General features: G+C 41.3%; 23 protein-coding genes. 11 read left to right on the top strand and 12 right to left on the bottom strand.

The annotated features are described in order from the left end of the window. Positions 1 to 124 precede the first annotated feature (124 nt). From HMAT_RS07495 to HMAT_RS07485, 3 genes are all read right to left on the bottom strand, one after another. Complete coding sequence (locus HMAT_RS07495; RefSeq protein WP_104382125.1) at positions 125 to 325, bottom strand: hypothetical protein; 201 nt, start codon at positions 323 to 325, stop codon at positions 125 to 127. An 82-nt stretch (positions 326 to 407) separates the two neighbouring features. After that, positions 408 to 3,446, bottom strand: coding sequence for an AAA family ATPase (locus HMAT_RS07490; protein ID WP_104382124.1), 3,039 nt, complete (start codon positions 3,444 to 3,446; stop codon positions 408 to 410). A gap of 5 nt (positions 3,447 to 3,451) precedes the next feature. Beyond that, on the bottom strand, positions 3,452 to 4,657 hold the full coding sequence (locus tag HMAT_RS07485; RefSeq protein WP_104382123.1) for an exonuclease subunit SbcD: 1,206 nt from the start codon (positions 4,655 to 4,657) through the stop codon (positions 3,452 to 3,454). Between the two features lie 223 nt (positions 4,658 to 4,880). Between HMAT_RS07485 and HMAT_RS07480 the strand changes: the two genes are divergently transcribed. Beyond that, entirely contained in the window at positions 4,881 to 5,579 is a 699-nt protein-coding gene (locus HMAT_RS07480; protein WP_104382122.1) for a prolyl oligopeptidase family serine peptidase, read from the top strand. 90 nt (positions 5,580 to 5,669) lie between these two features. Here the strand turns inward: HMAT_RS07480 and HMAT_RS07475 are convergent, their stop codons facing one another. Continuing rightward, positions 5,670 to 6,431: a murein L,D-transpeptidase catalytic domain family protein gene (locus tag HMAT_RS07475; RefSeq protein WP_104382121.1), complete on the bottom strand. Its 762-nt coding sequence runs from the start codon at positions 6,429 to 6,431 to the stop codon at positions 5,670 to 5,672. 81 nt (positions 6,432 to 6,512) lie between these two features. Continuing rightward, a complete protein-coding gene (locus HMAT_RS07470) occupies positions 6,513 to 7,532 on the bottom strand; it encodes a L,D-transpeptidase (protein ID WP_104382120.1) in 1,020 nt (339 codons plus the stop codon). Between the two features lie 103 nt (positions 7,533 to 7,635). Between HMAT_RS07470 and HMAT_RS07465 the strand changes: the two genes are divergently transcribed. Continuing rightward, a complete protein-coding gene (locus tag HMAT_RS07465; protein ID WP_104382119.1) occupies positions 7,636 to 8,043 on the top strand; it encodes an NUDIX domain-containing protein in 408 nt (135 codons plus the stop codon). Positions 8,044 to 8,121: 78 nt separating this feature from the next. Then, complete coding sequence (locus tag HMAT_RS07460; RefSeq protein WP_104382118.1) at positions 8,122 to 9,504, top strand: OmpA family protein; 1,383 nt, start codon at positions 8,122 to 8,124, stop codon at positions 9,502 to 9,504. A 156-nt stretch (positions 9,505 to 9,660) separates the two neighbouring features. On the opposite strand, the gene HMAT_RS07455 is transcribed toward HMAT_RS07460, so the two are convergent. Next, a complete protein-coding gene (locus tag HMAT_RS07455; RefSeq protein ID WP_104382117.1) occupies positions 9,661 to 10,713 on the bottom strand; it encodes an outer membrane beta-barrel protein in 1,053 nt (350 codons plus the stop codon). A 258-nt stretch (positions 10,714 to 10,971) separates the two neighbouring features. On the opposite strand from HMAT_RS07455, the gene HMAT_RS07450 reads away from it, so the two are divergent. Together HMAT_RS07450 and HMAT_RS07445 are read left to right on the top strand one after the other, a co-directional pair. Continuing rightward, positions 10,972 to 12,276, top strand: a complete 1,305-nt coding sequence (locus HMAT_RS07450) for an ammonium transporter (RefSeq protein ID WP_104382116.1) — start codon at positions 10,972 to 10,974, stop codon at positions 12,274 to 12,276. Between the two features lie 117 nt (positions 12,277 to 12,393). Next, complete coding sequence (locus HMAT_RS07445; RefSeq protein ID WP_104382115.1) at positions 12,394 to 12,699, top strand: hypothetical protein; 306 nt, start codon at positions 12,394 to 12,396, stop codon at positions 12,697 to 12,699. Here HMAT_RS07445 and HMAT_RS07440 read toward each other — a convergent pair. After that, the gene (locus HMAT_RS07440; protein ID WP_233789137.1) at positions 12,696 to 13,232 is read right to left on the bottom strand and encodes a lipocalin family protein; all 537 of its coding nucleotides are present in this window, start codon (positions 13,230 to 13,232) and stop codon (positions 12,696 to 12,698) included. The genes HMAT_RS07445 and HMAT_RS07440 overlap by 4 nt on opposite strands. 100 nt (positions 13,233 to 13,332) lie before the next feature. On the opposite strand from HMAT_RS07440, the gene HMAT_RS07435 reads away from it, so the two are divergent. From HMAT_RS07435 to HMAT_RS07425, 3 genes are all read left to right on the top strand, one after another. Beyond that, on the top strand, positions 13,333 to 13,794 hold the full coding sequence (locus HMAT_RS07435) for a DUF4268 domain-containing protein (RefSeq protein WP_104382114.1): 462 nt from the start codon (positions 13,333 to 13,335) through the stop codon (positions 13,792 to 13,794). A gap of 22 nt (positions 13,795 to 13,816) precedes the next feature. Then, positions 13,817 to 14,611 carry a S1/P1 nuclease gene (locus HMAT_RS07430; RefSeq protein ID WP_199768567.1) on the top strand — a complete coding sequence of 265 codons (795 nt, stop codon included), beginning with the start codon at positions 13,817 to 13,819 and terminating at the stop codon, positions 14,609 to 14,611. A 133-nt stretch (positions 14,612 to 14,744) separates the two neighbouring features. Next, a complete protein-coding gene (locus HMAT_RS07425) occupies positions 14,745 to 16,535 on the top strand; it encodes an ABC transporter ATP-binding protein (RefSeq protein WP_104382113.1) in 1,791 nt (596 codons plus the stop codon). Between the two features lie 17 nt (positions 16,536 to 16,552). Here HMAT_RS07425 and HMAT_RS07420 read toward each other — a convergent pair whose 3' ends face one another. Then, positions 16,553 to 17,491: a multidrug resistance efflux transporter family protein gene (locus HMAT_RS07420; protein WP_104382112.1), complete on the bottom strand. Its 939-nt coding sequence runs from the start codon at positions 17,489 to 17,491 to the stop codon at positions 16,553 to 16,555. Between the two features lie 161 nt (positions 17,492 to 17,652). Here HMAT_RS07420 and fabV point away from each other — a divergent pair, with 161 nt between their 5' ends. Then, the gene (gene fabV, locus HMAT_RS07415; protein ID WP_104382111.1) at positions 17,653 to 18,855 is read left to right on the top strand and encodes an enoyl-ACP reductase FabV; all 1,203 of its coding nucleotides are present in this window, start codon (positions 17,653 to 17,655) and stop codon (positions 18,853 to 18,855) included. A 70-nt stretch (positions 18,856 to 18,925) separates the two neighbouring features. Here the strand turns inward: fabV and HMAT_RS07410 are convergent, their stop codons facing one another. Further along, positions 18,926 to 20,110, bottom strand: a complete 1,185-nt coding sequence (locus HMAT_RS07410; RefSeq protein WP_104382110.1) for an MFS transporter — start codon at positions 20,108 to 20,110, stop codon at positions 18,926 to 18,928. Between the two features lie 53 nt (positions 20,111 to 20,163). Continuing rightward, positions 20,164 to 20,415 carry a hypothetical protein gene (locus HMAT_RS07405; RefSeq protein WP_104382109.1) on the bottom strand — a complete coding sequence of 84 codons (252 nt, stop codon included), beginning with the start codon at positions 20,413 to 20,415 and terminating at the stop codon, positions 20,164 to 20,166. Positions 20,416 to 20,614: 199 nt separating this feature from the next. Here HMAT_RS07405 and HMAT_RS07400 point away from each other — a divergent pair, with 199 nt between their 5' ends. Then, positions 20,615 to 21,025 (top strand): OsmC family protein, encoded by a 411-nt coding sequence (locus tag HMAT_RS07400; protein ID WP_104382108.1) that lies wholly within the window; start codon positions 20,615 to 20,617, stop codon positions 21,023 to 21,025. A 209-nt stretch (positions 21,026 to 21,234) separates the two neighbouring features. After that, positions 21,235 to 21,669, top strand: a complete 435-nt coding sequence (locus HMAT_RS07395) for an FKBP-type peptidyl-prolyl cis-trans isomerase (RefSeq protein WP_104382107.1) — start codon at positions 21,235 to 21,237, stop codon at positions 21,667 to 21,669. 129 nt (positions 21,670 to 21,798) lie between these two features. On the opposite strand, the gene HMAT_RS07390 is transcribed toward HMAT_RS07395, so the two are convergent. Both HMAT_RS07390 and HMAT_RS07385 read right to left on the bottom strand, forming a co-directional pair. Continuing rightward, the gene (locus HMAT_RS07390; RefSeq protein ID WP_104382106.1) at positions 21,799 to 22,971 is read right to left on the bottom strand and encodes a tetratricopeptide repeat protein; all 1,173 of its coding nucleotides are present in this window, start codon (positions 22,969 to 22,971) and stop codon (positions 21,799 to 21,801) included. Between the two features lie 2 nt (positions 22,972 to 22,973). Continuing rightward, positions 22,974 to 24,074: a lipopolysaccharide assembly protein LapB gene (locus HMAT_RS07385; RefSeq protein ID WP_104382105.1), complete on the bottom strand. Its 1,101-nt coding sequence runs from the start codon at positions 24,072 to 24,074 to the stop codon at positions 22,974 to 22,976. Between the last annotated feature and the right edge of the window lie 5 nt (positions 24,075 to 24,079).

Raw genomic sequence — 24,079 nt, 5'->3', positions numbered from 1 at the left:
AAATAGGGGGCAGGAGACGTGCAAATATAAAGGATTTTATCCGGCCGTCAGACCTTAGCTGTAAAAATAAGACAGTATACTACAAAGATACCTCTCGCTTTTAAACAATAGTTTTTTGGTAAAACTAATTCTGGTTCTGCGGCATTAAAATTTCCTTTAGGATCGTCATAATATCGTACTGTTTGACAAAGAGCATAGCATGTGTTGTCCGCTGTACAGGAGTTGGATTGGTATTTACTACAGCTAAAGGAACGGTTGATTTAGCTGATTTATGAAAAAAAGGATGTGACCCTTTCCCTTTTCTGTTGTTTGAAAATAAGCCCATAATCTTTCGTTTTTGGTTATGACACCAGTCTTTTGGTTACTGATACCTTAACTAATTTACAAAATTACTTTGAAATTTGCAATTAGTTAATGAAAATCTGACTGCCTCGTTCTTCATCTTTTTCTATCGAAAGTGATATTGGAATCCGTTCTTTCAGCTCTTCAACATGGGAGATGATACCTACAATCCGATTTTCTTTTTGAAGATCAAGCAAAGTCTCAAAGACGATATTGACGGCGGCACTGTCCTGGGTGCCGAAGCCTTCGTCGATGAAAAAGAAGTTTTTTGTGGCTTTGGTGTTGGACTGAACACTTTCAGCCAAGGCAAGGGCGAGGCTCAAAGATACCTGGAAAGCCTGTCCCCCGGAGAGTGTCTTGACACTCCGACTTTTCCCTTCATTCAGATAGTCTATGATTTCAAACTCATTGTTTTCATTGATCTGCAAACTCAGCTGGTTTCGGGTCATTCGGTGAAAGCGAATGTTGGCATGATCACAGAGCTGACGCAAATAGATGGATGATACGTATTGTACAAATCCTGCACCCTTAAAGAGATTAAAGAGCTGTTTTAGATCATCATTGCGCAAGTTTAACTTTGCTTGTTGTTGAAGTAAAACTTCCTTTTTCTCATAAGCAGTTTCCAATTGATGCAGCTCTTGCTCGTATTTGGCAACATTCTCCGTCAGCACTTTTAGCTGATGGGAGCTTTCTCTCAAAGCGTTCTCCTGCGCGATGAAAGTTTCCTCGTCGTAAACTTTGCCTGAAAGCTTTTTGTCCAACTGTGCGATTTGGGCCCTGAGGGTTTCAAACTGGATCTGAAACTGTTCCAGTTCCGTCCGGATCTGTTGCACGGGCAGGTTCTCTGCCAAAGTCTCTTTGACCTGATCTATCGTGTCAAAGGAAGAAATCTGCAGCAGTTGCCCGAGCTTGGTCTCGGTTTGAGCGGCTTCAGCCTCTATTTTACCAATTCTTTCAAAAATGGATTGTACTAAGCTTTTTTGTGCTGCAAGTTGGCTGTTTAATCCATTTAACTGTTCTGTTAGTGTATTGAAATGTTGTTCTATCCGCAAATTTTCTGCTTTTAGGGTACTGTACTCATTTTCGATGGCCGTCTGTTCCAAAGATTGGTAATCTGACCATTTCAAATGTTTTAAATGGCCTATATTCTGGTTGATTTGGGTTTGTTTTCGCACTTCATCAACTTCTAGCTCATTTAACCTTTTGTTTGCCCTTTCAAGCTTTTTCTCGATATCGACCAAGACCAGCTGCTGGTTGGTGAGCGTTTGTTCCGTTGCTACGATCCGGGTTTCAATGTTGGTAAGTTGTTGTTTTTTCTGTGCATAAATTGATATATCTGTACTGCTGTAATCTGTCCAGGTAAATTGAAGCAGGTGGCTTGATTTAAGAGATTCGTTTACCTGACTCTTCACATGAAGGTCATTGTGCTGGGCTTCTAGCGACTGTAGCCGGAGCAGGAGTTTTTCGAAATCGAATTTTTGATCAGTCTTGAATTTTATACCTGCGGTAATTTCTGTGATCGCCTTTTGGTTATCGGCGAGTTCCTGGCTAAAGTCCATACCTTCTGCGATAGCCGGATGTTCCAGTGCTCCACATAAAGGGCAGGGGGAACCCGAACTTAGATTCTCAGCAAATTGTGTCAGCTTTTGCTGTAACAAAAGATGCGCTTTCTCGTCGTTTAGTTTGGCAAGTCTGCTTTCAAGTGTTACTAATTCACTGTTATACTTGGATTCAAATTCGACGGCATCAAACCCCCGGCTCTGCAAGTTGTTTTTCAGGTCAGCTATGGCGGCCTCCAGTTCAAAAAGTTGTTGATGGAGTTCAGCTTCTCGCTGAAGGATAGCCTGTTGTTGGGTATACCACTGGCCCAGCTCCATCAGCTCATTGGCCGATGGTCGGGATTGTTTTAGATCAAGGAGCAGGGTTTCAGTATCTCGGATGCTGATTTTGCATTGCGTCTGCTGCTCCTTGGCGTCTAGGACAAAGTTTCGCCCTTTCTCCGCACTTTCTTTTAAAACTTTTATTTCTGCTGAAAAATTGATCAGCTGTAGAATGAGCTCCAGATCCAGTTCAATTATTCGCCGTTCAGCTAAGCGGTCGTATTGGGGTCTAATCTGCTGGAGTTGCAGAGACAACTGTTGGGTAAGCTGTTGGATTTCATTGGCTTTTGTCTCTTCGTGCTGCAACCTGCTCTGTTCGTGAACATTTTCCTGCTTTAATTTCTCCTGTGCCTGGAGGATATGGTAGAAATTTGTCCATGCCTCTTCAAAGCGTATCATGCGCTGGCGTAAATGTTCTTTTTCTGCCTGCTGGTTTGTCAGCTGTTGAAATTGCACCTTCATTTGATGCAATTCCAAAAAATCTTCTTTCACATTTTTGAGCGCCTGAAATTTCTCCAGAAGGACTGTGTTGCTATCTTGCACCCGGATGAAAGATTTACGTTCTTCAAGCAACTTGTCCTGTATTGCCAGGATGCGGTCGCTGTTGATCTCTTCGAAACCTAACAATTGACCGTTGAGCTGATCCAGCTCGGATTGATTTTTTTTATATAACGTGGCGACTTTGTCTTGCAGGTCAAAGCGATGGAGCTGAAAGATTTCTTTCATCATTTCGGTGCGTTCTTTTGCACCCAGTTCAATAAATTCTTTGAATTGTCCTTGGGGGATAATGATCGTTCTTTTGAAATTCTCGTAACTTAATCCTATGATAGGCTGAGCGTTACTACTTTCCAGTGGAATCCATTCTTCATGAATGTTTTCGTATAATACCACCGTCGGCGACTTGACGTCCTCGAAATTTTTGGAGTTTCGTTTAAATTCCCGGGTGACCTTGAATGTGCGATTTTCGAAATTAATGAAATCTAATTCGATATACGAACGGTTTGATTTCAGGTTCATCATATTGTAAGCACGTTTATCGCGTGCATTTAATCGTTCCGTTTCACCATACAAGGCATAGGTAATTGCTTCCAAAATGGAAGATTTGCCGGAGCCGACAGCACCAAAGATCCCAAAAAGTCCAGCTTCTGTCAATGCCGTGAAATCTATTGTCTGACGTTCCTGGTAAGAATATATACCTTCTACAATTAACTTTAAAGGGATCATGGGCTTTAAGAATTTAGTATTTCGCGAAAGAGGTTAAGAATATCTTCGTTAGGTGCCTGATTGGCATTTTTGGATTTGAAATAATCGGTAAAGAGTGTAGTGATATTTTGCGTCAGATTAATTTCTTTTGTATTCAGCGTATTTTGTTGATCATGTTGAACAACAGGGATTAAATAGACGATTCCTGAATGCGTCTGATAGATCAGTTTACGGTCTTCAGCTTTCAGGAATGTTTGCGATTTTAGCGTCAACTCCACGAGTGTTTCGGGATTTTCGGTCAGCCAAGTAATACATTGGTCAATATCCGTAAACGATTTTCGGAACAGCGGTTTTCCTTGACGGAGTGCAATTTGTTCGTAGGTGGCGACTTTGCCCGGTACAGCATTGACGATGTTCACATACTTTGTCTGTCCTGCTTCGGCAAAACTATAGCAAAGCGGTGAAGAGGCGTATACAACAGGCTTTTGTGCAGAGCCGATATTTTTGAACCCATGGATATGCCCCAATGCTGTATACTGAATCTGATCGGGGATAGATTCGGAATAAATCAAGTCAGCATTGCCAATTTTAATGGGTTTTTCTCCATCAGGTTCTTCAATCAATGGGGTACCAATTTTATTCATATAGAGGTGTGCTGTCAGGATATTGACACCTTTGTTGTCACAATAAGTTTCAGCCAGCTTCAGCCAGTTTTCTGCGAGCGCTCTATTTAATTGAACTTCTTTCTCTTCGCCGAGGTATTGTTTGAGCCGGATCTCGTTGGCATAAGCTGTGTGAAGTATTCGGATAGGATAGTCATGACCGTCAATGCGAAGTTCGATAAAACCCCTGTCCGTGTGTATGACAGAGAAACCTTCTGTTGTAAATGGTGTAACAAGTGCATTGGGATGACCGATAAGGATAATGCCTGATGCGCGGGCTAAGGGATCTGGCGCGTCGATCAGATTCGGTGAATCGTGGTTCCCGGCAATAGCGACTACAGGGCGCATACCATTTTTTGCCAGTCGTTTGATGGTTTTATAAAAGAGTTCGATGGCTTCTACACCGGGATTGAAACTGTCGAAGAGGTCGCCTGCAATAAGTACCAGATCCACCTCCTGTTGGTCAGCTATTTGAATAATCTCCTCCATGACCAGGTGTTGTTCATCCATGCGGGAAAAGCTGTCCAACCGCTTTCCTAAATGCCAATCGGCAGTATGTAGTATTTTCATGCTGAGCCCTTAATTTTTACCAGATAGTACAAACTAAGATAAATTTAGACGGATATGCAATTATAATTGCATATCCGTCTAAATTTATGTTGGTGTCTGTTTAAACGGTGTCGCTGGATGCTGATGAAATGTTAAAAGTTGTTAAATGCGATCCAAAAAAATCATTTAATTGTATTTTTAGTCTTCCAAAATTAAGCTAAGTAATCGTTGATAAATTAAATTTATGCATAAAATTTACCTCTGTTTATGTATTTTCTTTCTGTTTTTTACGAAGTTAAATGCACAAGAAATACAAGCAATCAAAGGGGAAACTGCTTATCCTTTTTTATTGAAAGATGCCGATCGGGATACTGCGGAATCTGAAAAGCAGCCTGTTTTTGTGTTTTTGCATGGCCGGAGCTTATCAGGGACAAATTTAGATCGTGTCAAACGCTATGGGGTATTATATGCAATCAATAAGGGGCAGGATGTGCCCGGAATTATTGTCGCTCCCCAATCCCGTGGCGGCTGGGATCCGGATAAAGTGATCGAAATTGTAGATTACGTTATCGCGCATTACCATGCTGATCCTGATCGTATTTATGTATGTGGAATGAGTATGGGGGGCTATGGTACCATGGATGTTGCCGGAAAATATCCGGATCGTATTGCGGCTGCTGTGGCGATTTGTGGCGGCGGATCGAGCCAATATGCTTCCAACCTGAGCCAGGTGCCTATCTGGTTGCATCATGGAACAGCTGATCGTGCTGTACCAATTTCAGAGTCCAGAAAAATTATGAAAGCTATAAAAAAGGCTGATCCCGATGCTGACGTGAGCTTAAATGTGATCAAAGGGGGGACGCACGGTAGTGTTGAACGTTTATTTCACGATGATGCGATTTATGACTGGATGTTAAAATTTAAGAAAAAGCATAAATCGTAAAGTTGACTAATGGACCTCAGCTTTGCGCTGTTTGGATCTTTAAAATTTAATATAAAAGAAAAAGGCTGATAACATCAGCCTTTTGTTATTTTAACCCTCATCTGTGTTTTCAAGCCGTTGCTTCCGGTTGAATTGCGCCATTAATACATTTGGTTGATGGATCAAGTGCGTTTTCGCGAGATATTCGGGATTATCTGCATAGATAAAAAGCAGGGTGCCATCCTTAATGGTATTGATAATCGGACCTGCATATTCACGCGGTACGGCAGGACAGCCATAGCTTTTACCCAGTCTTCCCAGGCTGGATATTGCTCCGGTGCTGCAATAATCCGCACCATGCATGACCACGTACCGAGCTTTGGCATTGTCATTTATTCCTTCCTCAAGACCATTTAGCACCAGCGAGTAGCCATTTTCTCCGTTATAGGTGTTTTCGGTAACAAAAAATCCCAGCGAGCTTTTTAAAGATTCCTGCTGATTTGAAAAATTTGTGGCATAGTTTTCGCCACTATTTTTACCGTGAGACACCAAGGTGTTAAAAAGCACCTTTTTGTTTTCCAGATCAAGTACAACAAGTCTTTTTTCCGTGGATGCCAAGGAAAAGTCAATGACTGTCATAATAGCTTTGTTGTGAATGGATAGCTCTTTTCTGCCTTCCATTGCTTGTCGAAATGCCTCGTATTTTAATACTGGGCTTAAATTCATTTCATCATATAAAGAATCAACTTCCGTACGTTGACGTTCTACATTTATATGATGGGTATTGGTCTGTTGCTCTGTTGTTTTTAACTCTTCTTTTGACGACAGTGCTGTATTTAGCGCCATCAAAAGAAACATAAACGTATTTCCCATTCTCCTCCTTTTCTTTGTAGATGTTTACAAAAATAATAATTAAAGTTAATACATATTTGATTTACAGAATGTTAAATATTGTTAATCAATAACGGTGACTAGTGAGGAGAGGTCTTTTGACCGTTTATAGACAAATTGAGCGTGTGATGACGCATTTCTGACACACATGTGTGACTTGGGTGTGGTGCCTAAACTTTCGCTGTATTCGATGATGCTTCCGTTTGGATTATTGACCGGTACCCCATGGATATAGGCTCCGGCGGTGAATCGGGTTGCGTAGGGGGCAAAGCCCGCATAGGTGCGCGTGCCGTCTTCAAAATAAAACATTTTTGATTTGTGCTCCTGTACCACAAAGAGCCCTGTCGGTGTTTCCTGTGCATGTGGGGGCTTGTGGCGGCCGCTTGTGACCGGGTTCATGCTGCGGACGAGCCATTCTTTGCCAACTTTTTCCAGCGTGCAGATGTTTTGGTTTTTAACATCAACAACGTTAATAATATTAAATTGCACACTGTCGCTTATCAGCCGTAGATAGCGCTTGGGGACAGTATATTCCCCTTCAAATGACACTCCGGCGATAGGTACCCGGGCCAGGGTATCTGCTCCTTTGACGCGGACCAGCCATCCATCACGTCCGTAACGAACAGGCTTATCCGTAGTTGGGTCGTATAATGGCGCGGCCTGATAGCGTTCTACATTGAAGCTGTCCGACACACGTTTGTAAGAATCCCGCTTGAAATCTTTAATTGTAGGAGATTCACCCTTTTCATTTTGATAATTCTGAAGTACGGCATAGCGTGAAGGAGTCTGTTGAAAATTTTCAACGAAAGCCAGCTGTTCCTTTATTTTGTCCCACTGAAAACCGCGTGTGGTATCTTTATAAGGATAAGTGTCCTCCAACGTGTACTTTTTGTAGAGCAGATCTTTTTTGATAATAATATCTTGCGCAGTGACGGGTTTCGGCTTTTCCTCCTGTTTTTTGTTCGGGGCGACTTCCTGTTCCTTAATTGGCTGTTCTTTTTTTGCTGTGCTTTTCTTTTCCTGCTGGCAACTCAATGCCAGAAATAATAGGCTAAATACGAGACATGTTAATCCTTTATTCATATATGGACTATATAAATTATTGTTTTAATCCTTAAATATAAGAATAAAACACATTTTTTAAATGATTGACAAAAAGTTAGTTTTGTAGCTTCAAGTAAAAAGTATGCATAAGATTGTAATTTGTTCAGCAATGATGATCGATCCGGATGGCGATCTGTTGATGGTTAGAAAAAAAGGATCTTACTATTTTCAATTGCCCGGTGGAAAGATTGCTGTAGGTGAAGATGATGTGACAGCATTGTTCCGGGAGCTCCAGGAGGAGCTAGAGTTTGATGCAAGTGGTATGCCATTACAGTTTATTGGCCAGCATCTTACGCAAGCAGTGAATGAGGTAGCTACACAGGTAGAGGGGCATATCTATCTGATAAAACTCGACGCCAAATTTATTTTTCTGCCGAGGGCGGAACTGGAAGAAGTGCAATGGATCAAAAAAGATAACTGGCAAAATTATCAGCTGGCCCATCTTGCTGCAGAGTTTGTTGTGCCTAAGTGGCTATCAGGGGATTTTTAAAGGAGCGTGGTTTGATGTGAACAAATTAAGGCTTTGTTTGTTAATGTTTTATCAATTAACAATTAATAAACGAAGGTTATGGAAAATCAGCTTTTAAAATCAGCAAAAGACTTTTTTGACGAGCAGGTGCTTGCCCGGGTCGGACAAAGTTTAAACCAGGATAATGAACAGGTAAAGCAGGGCTTAAATGCTGTCGTCCCGGCTTTGTTTTTAGGTTTGAGTCAACAGTCAGAAAATGGCGGCGTGATCGGGAAGATTTTGGAACAGGCGAAACTGCATTTTCCAAGTTTTGATCCGGGTCAAATACTGGGTGGGCAGCCGGATGGCGGGGAGGTCGAAGGGCAGCAGCCGGATGAAGGGGATGCTGGACATGGCAATATCCTGTCTTCAATATTTGGCGGCGGCTTGGATACCGTATTAACTACTGTTGCTGGTTATTTGGGCTTTAATGCTGATTCGGTAAAGAAATTGATGGGTTTTTCTCTGCCTGCCATTTTTTCCAGTTTAACGAATAAAGGGCAAAACTGGGATGCGGAAGGAGTGGGCCAGAAATTAAAAGAGAATAAAACTGCATTTGCGGCTGCTATCCCTGCAGGATTGAGTTTAGGTGCTTTCGGGAAATTATTTGATAGCGGACATTTTTCCGCACCCGAGGAAGCTTTGCCCGAAACTCCGATAGAAGAGGCAGTGAAGGACATCCCTAATCATACAGATACACCGATTATTAATCCTGCGACTGAACTAGAAGCACATAAAGAGCCGTTGGCATTACCCCGGGCAGATGCCTCCAGGTCTGCAGCTGCTTCGACAGGCTCTTCGGGTGGCGGCTGGTGGAAAATCTTAATTGCACTGATTGTAATTGCGCTGCTTTGGTTTTTGTTCGGCAAGGGCTGTAGCAGTGGTAAAAAAGAAGGTGCTTCGGATACGAGTGTCAATCGTGGGATGGTTGATTCCGGAAATGCGATGGGTAGCGGAGCTGCCAGCCATATCGATCGTGAGCATTTAGATGTGATGTTGCCAAATGGAGGAAAACTTGGTGCATTTAAGAGCGGAATAGAAGATAAATTGGTTCAATTTTTAAAATCCGACTATAAGTCTCTCGGTGAGGATTCTCTGAAAAATACTTGGTTTGATTTTGATAATCTTAATTTTGAAAGCGGTACGGCAAAAGTTTTACCTGAAAGTCAGGTGCAGCTCAGTAATCTGGCGGAAATACTCAAGGCTTTTCCGGCAGCCAACGTGAAAATTGGCGGTTATACCGATAAAACCGGAAATGAAGATTTCAATAAAAAACTATCATTGGATCGGGCAAATGCCGTGAAAGACTATCTAGATAAGGCGGGACTCTCCAAGCAGGTCGTCGGAGCGGAAGGCTATGGATCTCAATTTGCGAAATATGCAGCTGATGCGCCAGAGACCGACCGGATTCTAGATCGGCATGTCTCCATCAGTGTCAGGTGATGTGATTCTGCGTTAAAAAAGTAAAATAAAAAAGCGGATTCGGATCCGCTTTTTTATTTTACATCGTTTGTGTTTTATCGGAAGGTATCAATTTTAAGATAATTTGAAATTATTTTATGGGTATTTTAACAGCGTATATCGTGTTGAATCGCTGATCTAGAAACTATATACACAGGCTAATAAAAACTGACCTGCTGATTTTGTCGGCGAAAGGTCATTCTTAACGAACTTTTCAGTATTGCTTTTGTCAATTCTTATTTCAGGAATGAATTTGAAGCCATGGTAATTGTATTCAGCAGTCAATGTGGTGGCTAACATATTGGAACTTGGAATACCATTGGCTTCTTCTTTGTGTGTTTGGAAGAACTCTTCCCGTAATCCAATTCCGAAATGTTCTGTCAGGTGAACTCTTGGGTAGAGTGCTACTCCGGTGTATCCACCTTCCGCTCTTCTCTTATAATGTGTGGCGTTTACGCCAAGATAGAATTTAGGTGTGAAGTCGTAATTTCCCACAAAATCCACAAGCGTGCCCGAGCTGTAGTTTTCTTTGCCTCCAACAGAAGATCCGGTTAGGAAATTTAAGTAAAAGCTGCCCTTCTCGTTGGGTCTATAGGCTAGTTGTGAGCCGACATGTGAGACACCGTTTAAATCCTGATATACGTTCCAGTCATTAAATATCCCGACCATTAACGCAAATTTGTCGGAAAAACTATAAGTCGCTTTCAGACCCGCGTCCTGAAAAGGGCCGGCACCGAATAAATAAGAGGTGGAGTAATGAAAATTATAAGTGGGAGAGATGACTTCAAATCCAACGAATGTGCCCATAAATCCGGCAGTAAGATTCAGTTTGTCGGTAAGATCATAGCCCACATATAAATTTTGAATGTGAAAGCTGTTCTTATCATCACCTGGCTGGCCGTCCCCATTAACAATAGAACGATATTGTCCGCGTGGGCCAAAAGAAAGTTCCCCAACAAAGGACGCTTTCTTAAAATGCTTCTTTAGTGCCAGGTCAACCATTCCGATGGAGACTGAATTATTATCCTCAGTAAAATAAGTATTGATATTTGGTTTGTTTTGGAAGTCATATTTCCAGTAGGTGTCTACTGATCCTGATATTTCAACAGGTTTTTCTTTATTTTCTTCTTGTGATTTTGATTTTTGTATGAAAATTATAGATAAAATGATAATTGTTAGAATTTTTTTCATGTTGATAAGGTTTTAAGTTTGATTTGTTTGAATTTTTGGTTGATTTTTCTTTGTTTTTTTATAGGTTTTTGTGGTTTTGTCTTTGTTTTATGTGAAATTATGTAAAAAATATCATAAAAAATAATATTTGATAGTAATTTTTCAATAAAAAGACTTTATATTTGTCAAAACAATAAGTAAAAAAGGGTTTTTGTTTTGTTTTTGTATTTTATTTAAAAATTTATTGACGTATTAATAAACACTAATCAGTTTAAACAAATGAAAAAAATTATTCCACTCTTTGTTCTGGTACTTTTGGGCGTATTAGGACTTGTATTTCCTTCGATAGATTTATCTGCATTGAACAAAGCAGAGTTTGACACGGGGGATACTGCCTGGTTGTTGACTTCTTCTGCATTGGTGTTGATTATGACACCGGGCCTGGCATTTTTTTACGGGGGAATGGTCAGTAAAAAGAATGTGATCTCAACGATGATGCAGAGTTTTATCTGTATGTGTCTGATGACCATCCTATGGGTTATTGTTGGGTTCAGCTTAGCCTTTGGCGATGATATCGGCGGAATTATAGGTGATCCACGGACATTCTTTATGATGAAAGGTACGCTAGGGAATGTCGCTTGGGGTGCATTACCAACCATACCACTGGTTTTATTTGCTATGTTTCAGCTGAAGTTTGCGATCATCACACCTGCACTAATCACCGGTGCGTTTGCTGAACGTATCCGATTTAACTCTTATATGTTATTTATTATTCTGTTTGGTGTATTTATTTATATGCCTTTGGCACATGCTACCTGGCATCCGGAGGGAATTTTGGCAAAATTCGGTGTGCTTGATTTCGCCGGTGGTACCGTTGTGCACATGTCTGCGGGTTGGGCAGCATTGGCTGCAGCCATTTATTTAAAAGGCCGTAAATCACAGACACATAATCCAGCGCGTATCAGCTATGTGATCTTAGGGACTGCCTTGCTGTGGTTCGGTTGGTTTGGATTCAACGCGGGTTCGGCCGGCGGTGCAAATACTCTTGCAGCCTATGCCTTTGCAACGACAACGACTGCTTCGGCAATGGCGGCGATGGCATGGATCTTTGTGGATATCATCCGTGGCAAAAAACCATCGGCAATGGGGGCTTGTATCGGTGCGGTTGTGGGACTAGTTGCAATAACACCAGCGGCTGGATTTGTCAGCATTCCACATGCAATGATCATTGGGCTAGTTGCTGCATTGATTAGTAATCTGGTTGTATATTTGAGAAGCAAAACTAGCATTGACGATACGTTGGATGTATTTCCCTGTCATGGTGTTGGAGGTATGGTAGGAATGATATTAACGGGTGTGTTTGCACATCATAATGTCAACCCACTGGTGGTCGATAATGGCTTGTTCTTTGGTGAAACGAAATTGTTTTTCGTGCACACAGTGGCCTTGTTTGCGGTCTCGTTCTTTGCTTTCGTAGGCTCTTTGGTATTATTAAAAGTAACGGATCTGATATCTCCTTTACGTGTGGAGGAAACAGACGAGGAACTTGGGTTGGACGTTTCTCAACACGCTGAGGCACTTTAATCCCTTACATAAAAGGACAATTATCCCAAACAATGCTCTTCTATAAAGCATTGTTTGGGATTTTTTTTGCACCTTTGCCCAAAAGATCGAATAAGCTGCAATAGTTTACTTTAGGTGATGAAAGATACAATAAAAGATACCTTGCGTTCTGATTTTGAGAAAATGATGCGTTATGCATTGCAAAAAAACGGTGATTTTGGCTTTAATAGCTTCGGTGATTACGCCGTCTCCGTCCTCAATTTTTATGTTGGAAGCTCCATCCTGGCTTTGGCTGAAAAGCGTGAGGCCGCGCTATTTCTTGCGAATCTGTATAATGCAGGAATCAAAAATGCCATTGATCAACAGGATCTTCAGGAGATCGCCGATGTTTTGGCGCAGGACCCGACCCTCAATTACCAGATGATCGCTCCAATTTTTGGTTAATGTTTTGTCCAGACAAGATTGCCAGTTTCGTAACCACATTGTAATGCATAGGTAAGAAACTCATTCCTGATTTTGTCCGGAATCTCGGTATCTCTCCCTAGGATCCACATGTAATCAAGATTGTCCCCAAACACAAGCGCGTAACTGTAGTCCGGCGTTATTTTTACAATATTATATCCATTGTAAAAGGGGCCAAAGAAGGATACTTTCAAAGCACCTTCGTGGGGGCCATTGACAAATTTGGCTCTTCCGATGGATTGTTTCCAGCGTTCTTTCTCCTCGGAGTAACCTTGGTTGTTCACCCGAATGGTGCCGTTCTTATTTTTGCTATACTCGGCCGAAACCTGACTGAGTCCTCTTTCCCAGCGGAAATCTAAGCGCGCGATTTCAAACCATTTTCCAAGGTATTTATCTAAATCAAAAGGGTCCACTACATCAGGACGGGAGATCACAGGCTTTAACGCATTGTATGCCACCGTTCCCAAAGCTACAGCTGTCAGTAGTAAGAGCGATTTTTTCTTGTCTATATTCATCTTTTGAATTTGTTTGTTGATAAAACAACAATTTTAATACCAATATGGTTTAGCCATACCGAGCTATTTTCTTAATTTTGTTGACTTAAAAATTGTATTTGTGTATTCTAGAGAAGAGGTAAAGCAATTAAAACAGCTGTTCTGGACGAAGTTTGGGCAATTCATGGCGCTGCACATGTCTGCAGACGATGAAAAAGTCAATTGGATTAACTATAAGACCGGTGTCAAGCATTTGTATTTTAAGATGGACGCTGACAAAAAGCTTGCGAAAATTGCGATCGTCTGGTCACATCCAGATGCGGGAATACGGGCTTTAATGGCCGAACAATTCCTACAATACAAAGCCCTGCTTCATGCTACGCTTGGTGAGGAATGGGCCTGGGACATGGATGCCTATGACGAATATGGCAAGCCGGTCTGTCAGATCTATAAGACTTTAGCGGACCATAGTATTTTTAAGGAAGCGGAATGGGGGGAGCTTATCGCTTTCTTTAAACCCCGGATGATCGCGTTGGATGAATTTTGGTCTTCGGCAAAATACGCGTTCGATATGTTTAAATAATAATAATAAAATAAATACAACAATGAAAAAAATGATTAAGGGTTTGTTGGCTGTAGCTTTATGCTTTCAACTTTCATCGGTATTTGCCTGGGGGACCATTGGGCATCGCGTTGTCGCGGAAATCGCAGAGCGCCATTTGAACAAGAAAGCAAAGAAGAATATTGGAAAAATCATTGGACAGCAAAAGTTGGCATATTGGGCGAATTGGGGAGACTTTATCAAGTCGGATCCTAATCCTGAATTTAAGAAATTGGGAAATTCACATTTTATAAATCTAAATTCAAATCTACCATGGGCAGCGTTTCAGCAAGGACTTGAAAGTTCGGCTGATGAGAATTTATACAAAACAGCTATCCGTATCGAGCAATCTTTTGCAGATAAAAACATTTCGCTGGATCAACAGAAACAGAATCTCTATTTCTTGATCCATATCCTGGGCGATGCTCATCAGCCCATGCATGTCAGTCGTGCCGAAGATCAGGGTGGAAATAAGATTGAGGTAAGCTGGTTTGGAAAAAAATCCAATATTCACCGTGTCTGGGATAGTGATTTGGTAGACAATGAAAAATATAGCTATACCGAATACGCGACAGTATTGGATATCAACGGAAAAAAGGAAAATGAACAATTGGCCGCAGGGGAGTTGTCTAATTGGCTATACGAATCAAATCAGCTTGCTGAGAAAATTTATGCCGATGTAGCGAATAATGCGAATTTGTCGTATTCGTATGTCTATCAAAATAAAGATACGATGGAACAATGTTTATTAAAGGGTGGCTTACGCTTAGCTAAAGTGCTGAACCGTATTTTTGGATAGCCCAAAATAGATAGAAGATAACGTCCAAGTCGTACCATAAAGCATGGTACGACTTTTTTGTGACAGGATTTCTGCTTATTTTTAAACAAAGCATGGCGCTTATTTGTTATTTGCTCATTGTAAATCTTTCTTCATGACCATTCCACAGCTCTTTAAAAAAATCATTCCCTTTGCCTGCCCTTACCGCAAATTGATCGTCTATACCTTGCTTTTGACTGTAGTGGGATCATTCGCTGCACAGATCAACGCCTTCATCCTGCGGTATACGGTAGATATGATCAATGCGCTAATGGTTGCCAAAGAGCCCTTGTCCAAGGGGATGTATATCGTCGGCATTATCAGTGCGGTACTGTTGCTCAAAGAAATTGTTTATGCACTCGTACAGTTTGGACAAAAGTTTTACGGCGAGAAACTTCGGATTTATATTGCGCGTGATTTCTCGCAGGCTATTGTTGGCCGGATCCTGACCTATAAGCTTGCTTTTTATACCTCCACGGATAATGAAAGCGGAAAGCTGGCCACACGTATCGACGCTGGGATCAGCTCACTGACTCGTTTAGTACAGAATTTCTTTATTGATATTCTGCCCTTGTTTGCCAATGCCATCATTGCACTGGCCTGTATGTTCTACGCTAATGTATACGTTGGACTGGTGGGGCTGGCGGTTATCCCATTGTATCTTTATATCAGTCAGACCCAGGCCTCTAAATTAACGGGTTTCAGGCGGCAGATGCGCAAATACCGTGAATCGAAAAATAACCGGATCATTGGTCTGATTGACTCCATTCTCGTAATTAAATCTTTTGTCCGGGAGCCCGAAGAAGCGAAACGGCATGAAAAGATCCAGTACGAAATGACCGAAAACCAAATGGAAACTCGCAAGACAAGCTTCTTTTACGATAGCATTAAAAATTTTGTGGAACAGATCGCTGTTGTAATTATTATCGTCCTGACCGCCTATCTGGTGTTATCCGGTCAGATTACGATTGGAGCGATTATGTTTCATATTATGCTATTTAACAATGTTTCGGCGCCGATTCGCCAATTGCACCGCATTTACGATGAGGTCAATGATGCCTTAATCTATTCGGAATCTTTTTTTGAGATTCTGGAATCTGATGATCAGATTGAATCGAAAGGAACTTATCGACCGGCGCAAATTCGAGGACATCTGGAATTGCGGCATGTTTTTTTTGCGTATCCCAACGGGACACAGGCGTTAAAAGATGTCAGTTTTGCGATTAAACCCAATGAAATTACTGCCTTGGTCGGACTAAGCGGCGCCGGTAAAAGTACGATTATCAATTTGTTGGATAAATTTTATGAGCCGATACGGGGCCAGATTTTACTGGATGGTGTTGATCTGGCGGATTACGATACCGCATACCTTAGGCAGCATATCGGCATGGTGCTGCAGCGCAATCATATATTTAAAGGAACGATATTTGAAAATATTGAATATGGCAAGATGGGAAGTTCGCCTGAAGAGGTCGTAGAAGCCGCAAAGAAAGCTTATATCCATCAGCAGATCATGGAATTGCCAAAAGGATATGAAACGGATGCACAATCGCTTTCAGGCGGGCAGCAACAGCGTATTGCCATCGCACGATTGTTTTTAAAAAATCCGCCAATCATCTTTCTGGATGAGCCTACGGCAAATCTGGATGCAATCGCTACAGAGCAGATTAAAAATAGCCTGGATGCGATCAAGAAAGATCGTACGGTGATTATAGTGTCGCACAGTATTTCCCAGATAATAGATTCCAACGCGATTGTTGTCATGGAGAAAGGTCACGTTGTCGAGCAGGGGCAGCATGAAGACCTCTATATGGCAAAAGGTACCTATTATGAGATTTTTTCGGCGATGGCCAATAGCCTTAATTTAAGCAAGATCAGTAAGACCTTACAAGCAGATGAAAAATAATATGCTGTTTTGGCATTTTAATTTGACCGACTATGCAAGATCATTCCAATGACGACCAGACCAATCCCAATGCAGGAATAGCTATTTGGAAGCGCGGCATGTAATAAGATGATTTCACCCAATAGCGTAAAGATGACTTCCATGGCTTGTGTTGCTTCTATTGCCGCGAGTGCCCTGGGATCGGTGCGCACGATATCCGTTGCGCTAAAGAATAGGAGCGTGGCGATTACCCCTGAAAAGATAGCAACCATTAGGGTTTGTAAAAGCTGACTTTCCGTTGGAAGCCCACTGTTCATATAGCCAAAGATGCTGAGCAGGATCCAAAAGGGCATGCTACATAGGGTCATGCCCAGCGTGCGTTGGAAAGCATCCAATTTATTGCCCGCGATTTGCATCATTTTACGGTTGCCTAAGGGATAGGCAATTGCTCCGACCAATACCGGGATCGTGCCCAATAACATGGATTTAATGGAAGTGGCCCTTGCTTCGGAGATTTGCATCAGCACAATTCCGAAAAAAATAATAGTCGAAAAGAGAAGTGAAGCTTTGGATATTCCTTTTCGATGTCCCTTTTTCTCCAGTAGGGGGCCTATAAACATCCCGGCGATAATGGTGAATTCAAAGGTGCTGGCAACCAGCCAGGAGGGGCCGAAGCTCGCACCAAATGTTAGTGTGGCATAAAATACACCAAAACCTATGGTGCTCCACAGCAGCCATTGCAGCAGATTGGATTTGATCGCATGGAGGAGCGGGCCTAAGTTGCCCCGTACCGATACGATAACCAACAGCACTGGAAGCATCCATAGGAAGCGTAAGGCTGCTGTCCATTGCCAGCTTCCTCCCGAAACAGCCATGATACGGTTTAGGACAAAGGTACTTGCGAAAAATAATGCGGCTAATATTCCTAAAAAAAGTGCCGTATTTTTATTGTTTTTTATTGTAAATTGGGAGGACATAAATAAAATGAATGCGGTGTCTATTTCGTATGGTGAAAGTACGCAAATGGCCGTTTAATTGGAAATGAAACAAAAAGTAATTGATTTTTATGGCGATATTCTCATTTAAAATTCCTTATTTTGCCTAATCAATAAAACAAGTAGTAAGAAAATTAATCAAGATGATTATACAACCAAGAACTAGAGGTTTTATTTGTTTAACCTCGCATCCACAAGGGGCTGCGCAAAACATTAAAAATCAAATTGAATACGTGAAATCAAAGGGTGAGATCGCGAATGGTCCAAAGAAAGTCCTCGTCATAGGTGCTTCCACAGGATTTGGTATTGCGTCTCGGATTTCTGCAGCATTTGGTTCTGGAGCTGCTACAATCGGTGTATTTTTTGAAAAACCTGCGGCAGAAGGTAAACCGGGAACCGCTGGTTGGTACAATTCTGCAGCTTTTGAAAAAGAAGCCCATGAAGCTGGACTATACGCCAAAAGTATCAATGGTGACGCATTCTCAGATGATATAAAAAAACAGACCATTGAATTGATCAAAGAGGATCTGGGACAGGTAGATTTGGTGGTTTACAGTTTAGCATCTCCACGTCGCACGCATCCGAAAACAGGTGTTGCACATGCTTCTGTTTTAAAACCTATTCAGGAACCTTTTACCAATAAAACGGTAGACTTTCATACAGGTGTTGTTTCGGATATTACGATCCAGCCCGTGGAAAATAATGAAGATATCGCGAATACAGTCGCAGTAATGGGTGGGGAAGACTGGAAATTTTGGATCGAAGATCTGAAAGCTGCCGGCGTTTTGGCTGATGGCGCAAAAACAGTTGCTTATTCTTATATTGGACCTGAACTGACTTATCCGATCTACCGTAACGGAACAATTGGTCGTGCGAAAGATGATTTGGAAGGTACTGTACCGGCTATCAATGCGATCTTAAGTGACCTGCACGGTGTGGCTTACGTTTCCGTTAACAAAGCATTGGTGACACAGTCCAGTTCTGCGATCCCGGTAGTACCTTTGTACATTTCGCTATTGTATAAGGTGATGAAAGAAAAAGGAATCCACGAAGGTACGATCGAACAGATGCAACGTCTGTTTGCAGAGCGTCTTTATACTTTTGATGGCAATGTATTGCTTGATGATAAAGGCCGAATCCGTGTTGACGACCTAGAGATGCGTGCAGATGTTCAGTCGGAAGTTGCTGCATTATGGGAGAAGGCAACTACGGAGAATTTGGAGGAGATTTCCGATATCGAAGGTTACCGTAATGAGTTTTTCAATTTATTTGGTTTTAACTTTGATGGTATAGATTACAACGCTGATACAGATGAGGTCGTTGCTGTACCAAGCATCGAAAGCTAATTGAAGATATATACATCTTATAAAAAAAGCTAACCATTCATTCGGTTAGCTTTTTTGTTGGTGCCTTCCATCAGGCAAGTTTCGCCCTTTGATTATATAATAAATTTCCTACAACTGCAAAACCAATGGATACCATGATGGCACTGAAAGGGTAGATTCCCGTCATACCGACATTGTTGGCAACGAAACCGATCAGCGGGCCCGTAATGCCTAGGGAAATATCTATAAATAGTCCGTAAGCAGCTAATGCTGAACCCTGTTGGTTCTGGTGAACCCTTTTGATTGCCTCCACACCAAGTGCCGGGAAAACAAGGGAAAATCCCAGTCCCGTCAGTGCTGCCCCTACAAGTGTCCAAAGGGGATGGAGAGCCAGGGCAATAACCATGAGCCCCAATGTTTCCACAAAAAGACTGACTAATGCCACTTTTAAACCGCCATATTGATCAATTACTTTGTTGAATACGAGTCTTGTCAGAATAAAAAAAACGCCAAAAACTGTCAAACAAGCGGCGCCGTTCTGCCAGCTGAAATGTTCATAGTAAAGCGTCATAAAGGTGGAAATACTGCCAAAGCCAAGCCCTCCCAAGGCCAGACAAGTTCCAAATGGAGCCACAGTAAGAAGCACCCGGCTGAAACTCACAGCGACTGTTTTTTTGCTGATTACCTGATAAGGTGTTTTTGACCTGCTATACAGATAACCCAGGATCCCGATTACACAGGTGAGTATTCCCAGGGATTGATAATTTATATGGTCGACCATAAGTACACCCAATGGTGCTCCGAGGGCAAGTGCACCATAGCTCGCAATCCCATTAAACGAAATAGCTTTGGCCGCATGTTCATCCCCAAGTTCCAATAAAGCCCAGTTGATCGGACTGGCTCCGACCAGCCCCTCGCCAATACCGGTGAATAACCGGGTGACCAGCAATAAACCTAAACTAATCAGCGGTTGTGACCGGAATAAAAAGACCAGCAAAAGTAAGATTCCCGAAAGTGCGAAAAAGAGCATGCTGCGCAGCACGGAGATTTTAGGGCCTTTGGTGTCCACGATTTTGCCGGCATAGCCCCGAAGTAAAAAGGTCGCAATATATTGTACACTAATCACTAATCCGGCGATAATTGTATTAAACCCTAAAATTTGATGAATAAAGATGGGTAAGGTCGCAAGTGATAAGCCAATCGTGAAATAACCAAGGAAAGTTAAAGATACATAGCCTAAAATCTTTTTGTTGACCTCCCGAAGAGAAACTGTCATTTTCAAAAACTTTAGGCAAAAGTACTTGTTTATCCTTGCTTTTGAAAATAAAATTAGTACACGACTGTCTCTTTAATCTCACAATTTTTATCGAGCCATTCCTGATCGAATTGTTTCGGTGAGATCTTTTTACCTTGATAGATATAATAGATTTTTTCGGATTCTCCTTTTACAGGTGGACCCGGGATTTTGTTGACAATTTTTTCTTCGGGACAGTCCTGGATAAGTGTTTGCTGGCTGCCCTGACGGGTTTTGCAAGAAGTAAATGCTGCTGCTAAGATGAGGAGATACGCTAATTTATTCATGAGTTTAGTTTTATTATATTGAATAACGAGACTTTCTTCGGATGTGCGACAGAATTTTGCCGAATAAAATACAACTTTTTACACTGTCGTTTGTTGTATATAGAGTTCGTTGTCGTATGAACTAAGCAGGATTTTGGTGAAGTTTTGAAAAATCTGGATACATTATCAATAATAATTACATAACAGCAAACGTATAATCATGAGAAGAAAGGCAACAGCCCTATGGAATGGGAATCTAAAAGAAGGTAAGGGAAATCTGACTACGGATAGTACGGTGTTGGACCATACGCAATATTCATTTTCAACACGCTTTGAAGATGGTGTGGGGACCAATCCCGAAGAATTACTGGCGGCGGCTCATGCCGGATGTTTTACCATGCAGCTGAGCGCATTTTTAACAGAAGCAGGTTTTGTACCCGATGAACTCAAGACCGTATCGACAATAGTATTTGAAAATGGCGCGATTGTCCGTTCCGAACTTGAACTGACAGCGAAAGTGCCATCCATTGATGAATCGGAATTTCAGACGCTCGCTCAGAAAGCAAAAGAGAATTGTCCCGTAAGCAAAGCATTTAGCTTCGAAAAAACGTTACAGGCTACTTTGATATAAAAACGCCGGAATAAAAAATGGTATAAAGACCATAGCAATGCAGTGATTTTTTAAGATTTCCTAAAACATCACTGCATTTTTTCGTTAAAAAAATAAAAAGCCGTTACTTTGGTTTCTGATCAGTCTGGTGTATGCCCCAGTCTGGTAAATCAGGTGGGAATGGCATAAACCCAGCTGATCACGGTGAGGGAAAGTAAAACGATATTATTTTGGTACAAAAAAAGAAAAGTAAGCTCAATGCTACGGCCTTATTGGAAAAGAATAGGGCAGAAGGTCTCTTATTTCTAACGGAGCAGGCGACGAAAGATGGTGTGATCGTCTGCGAGTCAGGTTTACAGTATAAGATATTGACAGAAGGTGCGGGTAAGATCCCAACGAAGACTTCCAAGGTCATCTGCCATTACAAGGGCGAACTGTTGGACGGAACAGTATTTGATAGCTCCTATAAACGTAAACGCCCAGAAACGTTTTATATTAACGAACTTATAAGGGGCTGGCAGGAAGCGATGTGCCTGATGCCGGTAGGCTCAATATGGCAAGTCTATCTTCCACCGCATTTAGCTTACGGAAAAGAAGAGTTATTGCCGCGAAAAGGAGGGGAATGTACCTTGATATTTCAGATCGAACTGATTGCAATTTTGTAATGCGTTGACCGGAGAAAACACTTTATTGAGGAGTCGACTGATTCCTGTGGAAAAATAATTCCTGTATAACAAAAATCCCCGGTGTCTTATCGGGGATTTTTGTTAGTTATTTTGAAAAAATTAAATCAATTATTCCAATTCTTTGATTTTGGCGTTGATTTCACTTGTTTTAGCTTCATCCTGCATAAAAACATAATAGTTTTTGAGATTAGTCAACGCATCGACATTCTTTGGTTGCAAAGAAACCGCTTTCTCCAAATAAGGTAATACAGGTTTCAATTCAGCTTTAATCTTATCTACTTCGGTGTTATATTGCGCCTGCGTTAATTTTCTGTTGTTGTTCACGGCATTTAGTTTTTCACGTGTTTTGTTCATCAACGTGATTGCTAAATTTGTATTGGCTTCAAAGAAGTTAGGATCAATTTCCAATGCTTTTTTATAAGCAGCAATTGCCGATTCGTCATTTTTTGCGGAAGACTGTGCGATTCCTAAATAATAGTTCAAACTTTTGTTTGAAGGATCTTTCGCCAATTGCGCAGTGATGGCATCAATAGTCTCTTTTTCGTGACCTGTAATCAGGTTTAATTCGATATTTTGCGTCATTGCTGCATTGTCATCGGGATAAGCTTCCGCAGCTTTCTTTGCGTACTCCAAGGCAGAAGTTGTGTCTTGCAGCGATAAATACAATTTAGGTAGATCGACCATAATTGTTTTATGGGAAGAAAAGTCTTTTCTAGGGATCAGTTCTTTGTAACGCTCGATTGCATTTTTATAATCCTTGTTGGACAATGCTGCTACACCGCTGTAGTAAGTCACCAATGTATCTCCGGGAAGGTAAGTCAATGCTTTGGTGAATGAATTATAAGAATCAGCATATTTCTGTGCCTGATACTCTTCTGCACCGATATTGAAGTTATATTGTCCAAGAATTTGCTCAGCCACAGTGATGTTCGCTTTGTTAGCACCATCAGTATCCAGTTGTTTTGCTTTAGCAATACCATCTTCTGCTAATTTTGCCAGTTCGGTGGATTTATCTATAGTTGATAGGTTTGCGTTAACTAGAGCATAAACTGTCCAAGCCTCTGCATTATCTTTTGTTTTTTCGTTGATAACAGCAGCGTCGATGGCTTCTTTTGCTGATTTAAGATTAGGCAGGCCTAATTGTGCAGTACCGGCTTCTTTTAATTCCTGAAATTTTGCAAGACCAGTTTTTGCCTTTTTTACGTTACCCGTTTGGGCGAAAGAAACTGATGTAGAAACAGTACCTATTGCCGCTAATAATAATAGAGATTTTAAATTCATATCTATTTAACTGTTAATTGATTCAATAATAAGTTTACCCTATCTAATTGTGAGGCATCATCAATAAGTGTATAATATTTTGCCAGTGCTTTCAAGGCATTCACATCATAGGGTTTGATCTCGTTTGCTTTTAATAGATATTCGACCGTCAAATCCTGAATATCTTGATTCGTCGGATCTTTTAATAGCGTTTCAAGATTAATTAAGCCTAATGCCAAATTAGATTCATAGTTGTTTGGATCTAATCGCAATACATTATTATAATACTCTTTTGCTTTTTTTAGATCATTTGCATTTTCGTAAGAATAACCGGCAATGTAATTTAATTCAACATTTTCGGGCTCCAGACGAATGGCATCAGCAATCACATTCAATATAGCATCATACGAACCGTTGGCTGAATACACGTCGATCAATCTAAAAAGTATCTGCTTATTCTCCGGGAATACAGCATGTCCTTTTTCTAAAACGTCTAAGACATCTTGTTTAGTACCTCCCAGACCATAAATTTGTGCTAACTCCAGAAAGTAGCCCGGCTTGGGGTTTTCACCTTTAATGAGTTCATCATAATATTTGATGGAATTCATATAATCTTTGTTTTTTCCGGCAAGTACCGCGAGATTATATTTTAGGTCACTATTTTTAAAGCCGAGCGAGTCTATACGAAGGTAAGCCTTATATGCTTTATCAAATTTTCCGTCCTTTAAAGCAACACCACCTTGATAGGAGATGGCGCCAGCAAGATTTTGACGGATATAGTCCATCTCAGCGGGAAAATTTCGACGTGCTTTTTTCGCATCCAGCAATTTTAATGATTTGATGGATATGTCGATAGGGTCTAGTTTATACTGCTGTTTTCGAGTTGAATCCGCAACTGCCAGTGAGCTATATACCAATGCTCTCAGAAGGTTGTTGTTGACAGATGCCGAATCTTTTTTGGATTGGAATGCAGCATCCGCAAACTTCCGGGCGTTTTCAAGATTTTTAAAATCGCCAGTTTTGGTGTATAAAGCAAAACTGTTGCTGCCCTCTTTCAAATTTGATTGGGCAGCAACAGTTAAACTACTTGCAGATATGAACAATGATATCAGTAAGTTTTTCATTCAGT

Origin of the sequence: Sphingobacterium sp. HMA12 (assembly GCF_002933815.1) — a bacterium.
In the GTDB taxonomy this organism is placed as follows: domain Bacteria; phylum Bacteroidota; class Bacteroidia; order Sphingobacteriales; family Sphingobacteriaceae; genus Sphingobacterium.
This window is presented reverse-complemented; position numbering and strand designations above follow the sequence as displayed.

What these genes read in the sequence shown, in the direction of transcription:
- HMAT_RS07495 (WP_104382125.1), bottom strand. Translation starts at nt 325, where the DNA reads ATGGGCTTATTTTCAAACAACAGAAAAGGGAAAGGGTCACATCCTTTT.
- HMAT_RS07490 (WP_104382124.1), bottom strand. Translation starts at nt 3,446, where the DNA reads ATGATCCCTTTAAAGTTAATTGTAGAAGGTATATATTCTTACCAGGAA.
- HMAT_RS07485 (WP_104382123.1), bottom strand. Translation starts at nt 4,657, where the DNA reads ATGAAAATACTACATACTGCCGATTGGCATTTAGGAAAGCGGTTGGAC.
- HMAT_RS07480 (WP_104382122.1), top strand. Translation starts at nt 4,881, where the DNA reads ATGCATAAAATTTACCTCTGTTTATGTATTTTCTTTCTGTTTTTTACG.
- HMAT_RS07475 (WP_104382121.1), bottom strand. Translation starts at nt 6,431, where the DNA reads ATGGGAAATACGTTTATGTTTCTTTTGATGGCGCTAAATACAGCACTG.
- HMAT_RS07470 (WP_104382120.1), bottom strand. Translation starts at nt 7,532, where the DNA reads ATGAATAAAGGATTAACATGTCTCGTATTTAGCCTATTATTTCTGGCA.
- HMAT_RS07465 (WP_104382119.1), top strand. Translation starts at nt 7,636, where the DNA reads ATGCATAAGATTGTAATTTGTTCAGCAATGATGATCGATCCGGATGGC.
- HMAT_RS07460 (WP_104382118.1), top strand. Translation starts at nt 8,122, where the DNA reads ATGGAAAATCAGCTTTTAAAATCAGCAAAAGACTTTTTTGACGAGCAG.
- HMAT_RS07455 (WP_104382117.1), bottom strand. Translation starts at nt 10,713, where the DNA reads ATGAAAAAAATTCTAACAATTATCATTTTATCTATAATTTTCATACAA.
- HMAT_RS07450 (WP_104382116.1), top strand. Translation starts at nt 10,972, where the DNA reads ATGAAAAAAATTATTCCACTCTTTGTTCTGGTACTTTTGGGCGTATTA.
- HMAT_RS07445 (WP_104382115.1), top strand. Translation starts at nt 12,394, where the DNA reads ATGAAAGATACAATAAAAGATACCTTGCGTTCTGATTTTGAGAAAATG.
- HMAT_RS07440 (WP_233789137.1), bottom strand. Translation starts at nt 13,232, where the DNA reads ATGAATATAGACAAGAAAAAATCGCTCTTACTACTGACAGCTGTAGCT.
- HMAT_RS07430 (WP_199768567.1), top strand. Translation starts at nt 13,817, where the DNA reads ATGAAAAAAATGATTAAGGGTTTGTTGGCTGTAGCTTTATGCTTTCAA.
- HMAT_RS07425 (WP_104382113.1), top strand. Translation starts at nt 14,745, where the DNA reads ATGACCATTCCACAGCTCTTTAAAAAAATCATTCCCTTTGCCTGCCCT.
- HMAT_RS07420 (WP_104382112.1), bottom strand. Translation starts at nt 17,491, where the DNA reads ATGTCCTCCCAATTTACAATAAAAAACAATAAAAATACGGCACTTTTT.
- fabV (WP_104382111.1), top strand. Translation starts at nt 17,653, where the DNA reads ATGATTATACAACCAAGAACTAGAGGTTTTATTTGTTTAACCTCGCAT.
- HMAT_RS07410 (WP_104382110.1), bottom strand. Translation starts at nt 20,110, where the DNA reads ATGACAGTTTCTCTTCGGGAGGTCAACAAAAAGATTTTAGGCTATGTA.
- HMAT_RS07405 (WP_104382109.1), bottom strand. Translation starts at nt 20,415, where the DNA reads ATGAATAAATTAGCGTATCTCCTCATCTTAGCAGCAGCATTTACTTCT.
- HMAT_RS07400 (WP_104382108.1), top strand. Translation starts at nt 20,615, where the DNA reads ATGAGAAGAAAGGCAACAGCCCTATGGAATGGGAATCTAAAAGAAGGT.
- HMAT_RS07390 (WP_104382106.1), bottom strand. Translation starts at nt 22,971, where the DNA reads ATGAATTTAAAATCTCTATTATTATTAGCGGCAATAGGTACTGTTTCT.
- HMAT_RS07385 (WP_104382105.1), bottom strand. Translation starts at nt 24,074, where the DNA reads ATGAAAAACTTACTGATATCATTGTTCATATCTGCAAGTAGTTTAACT.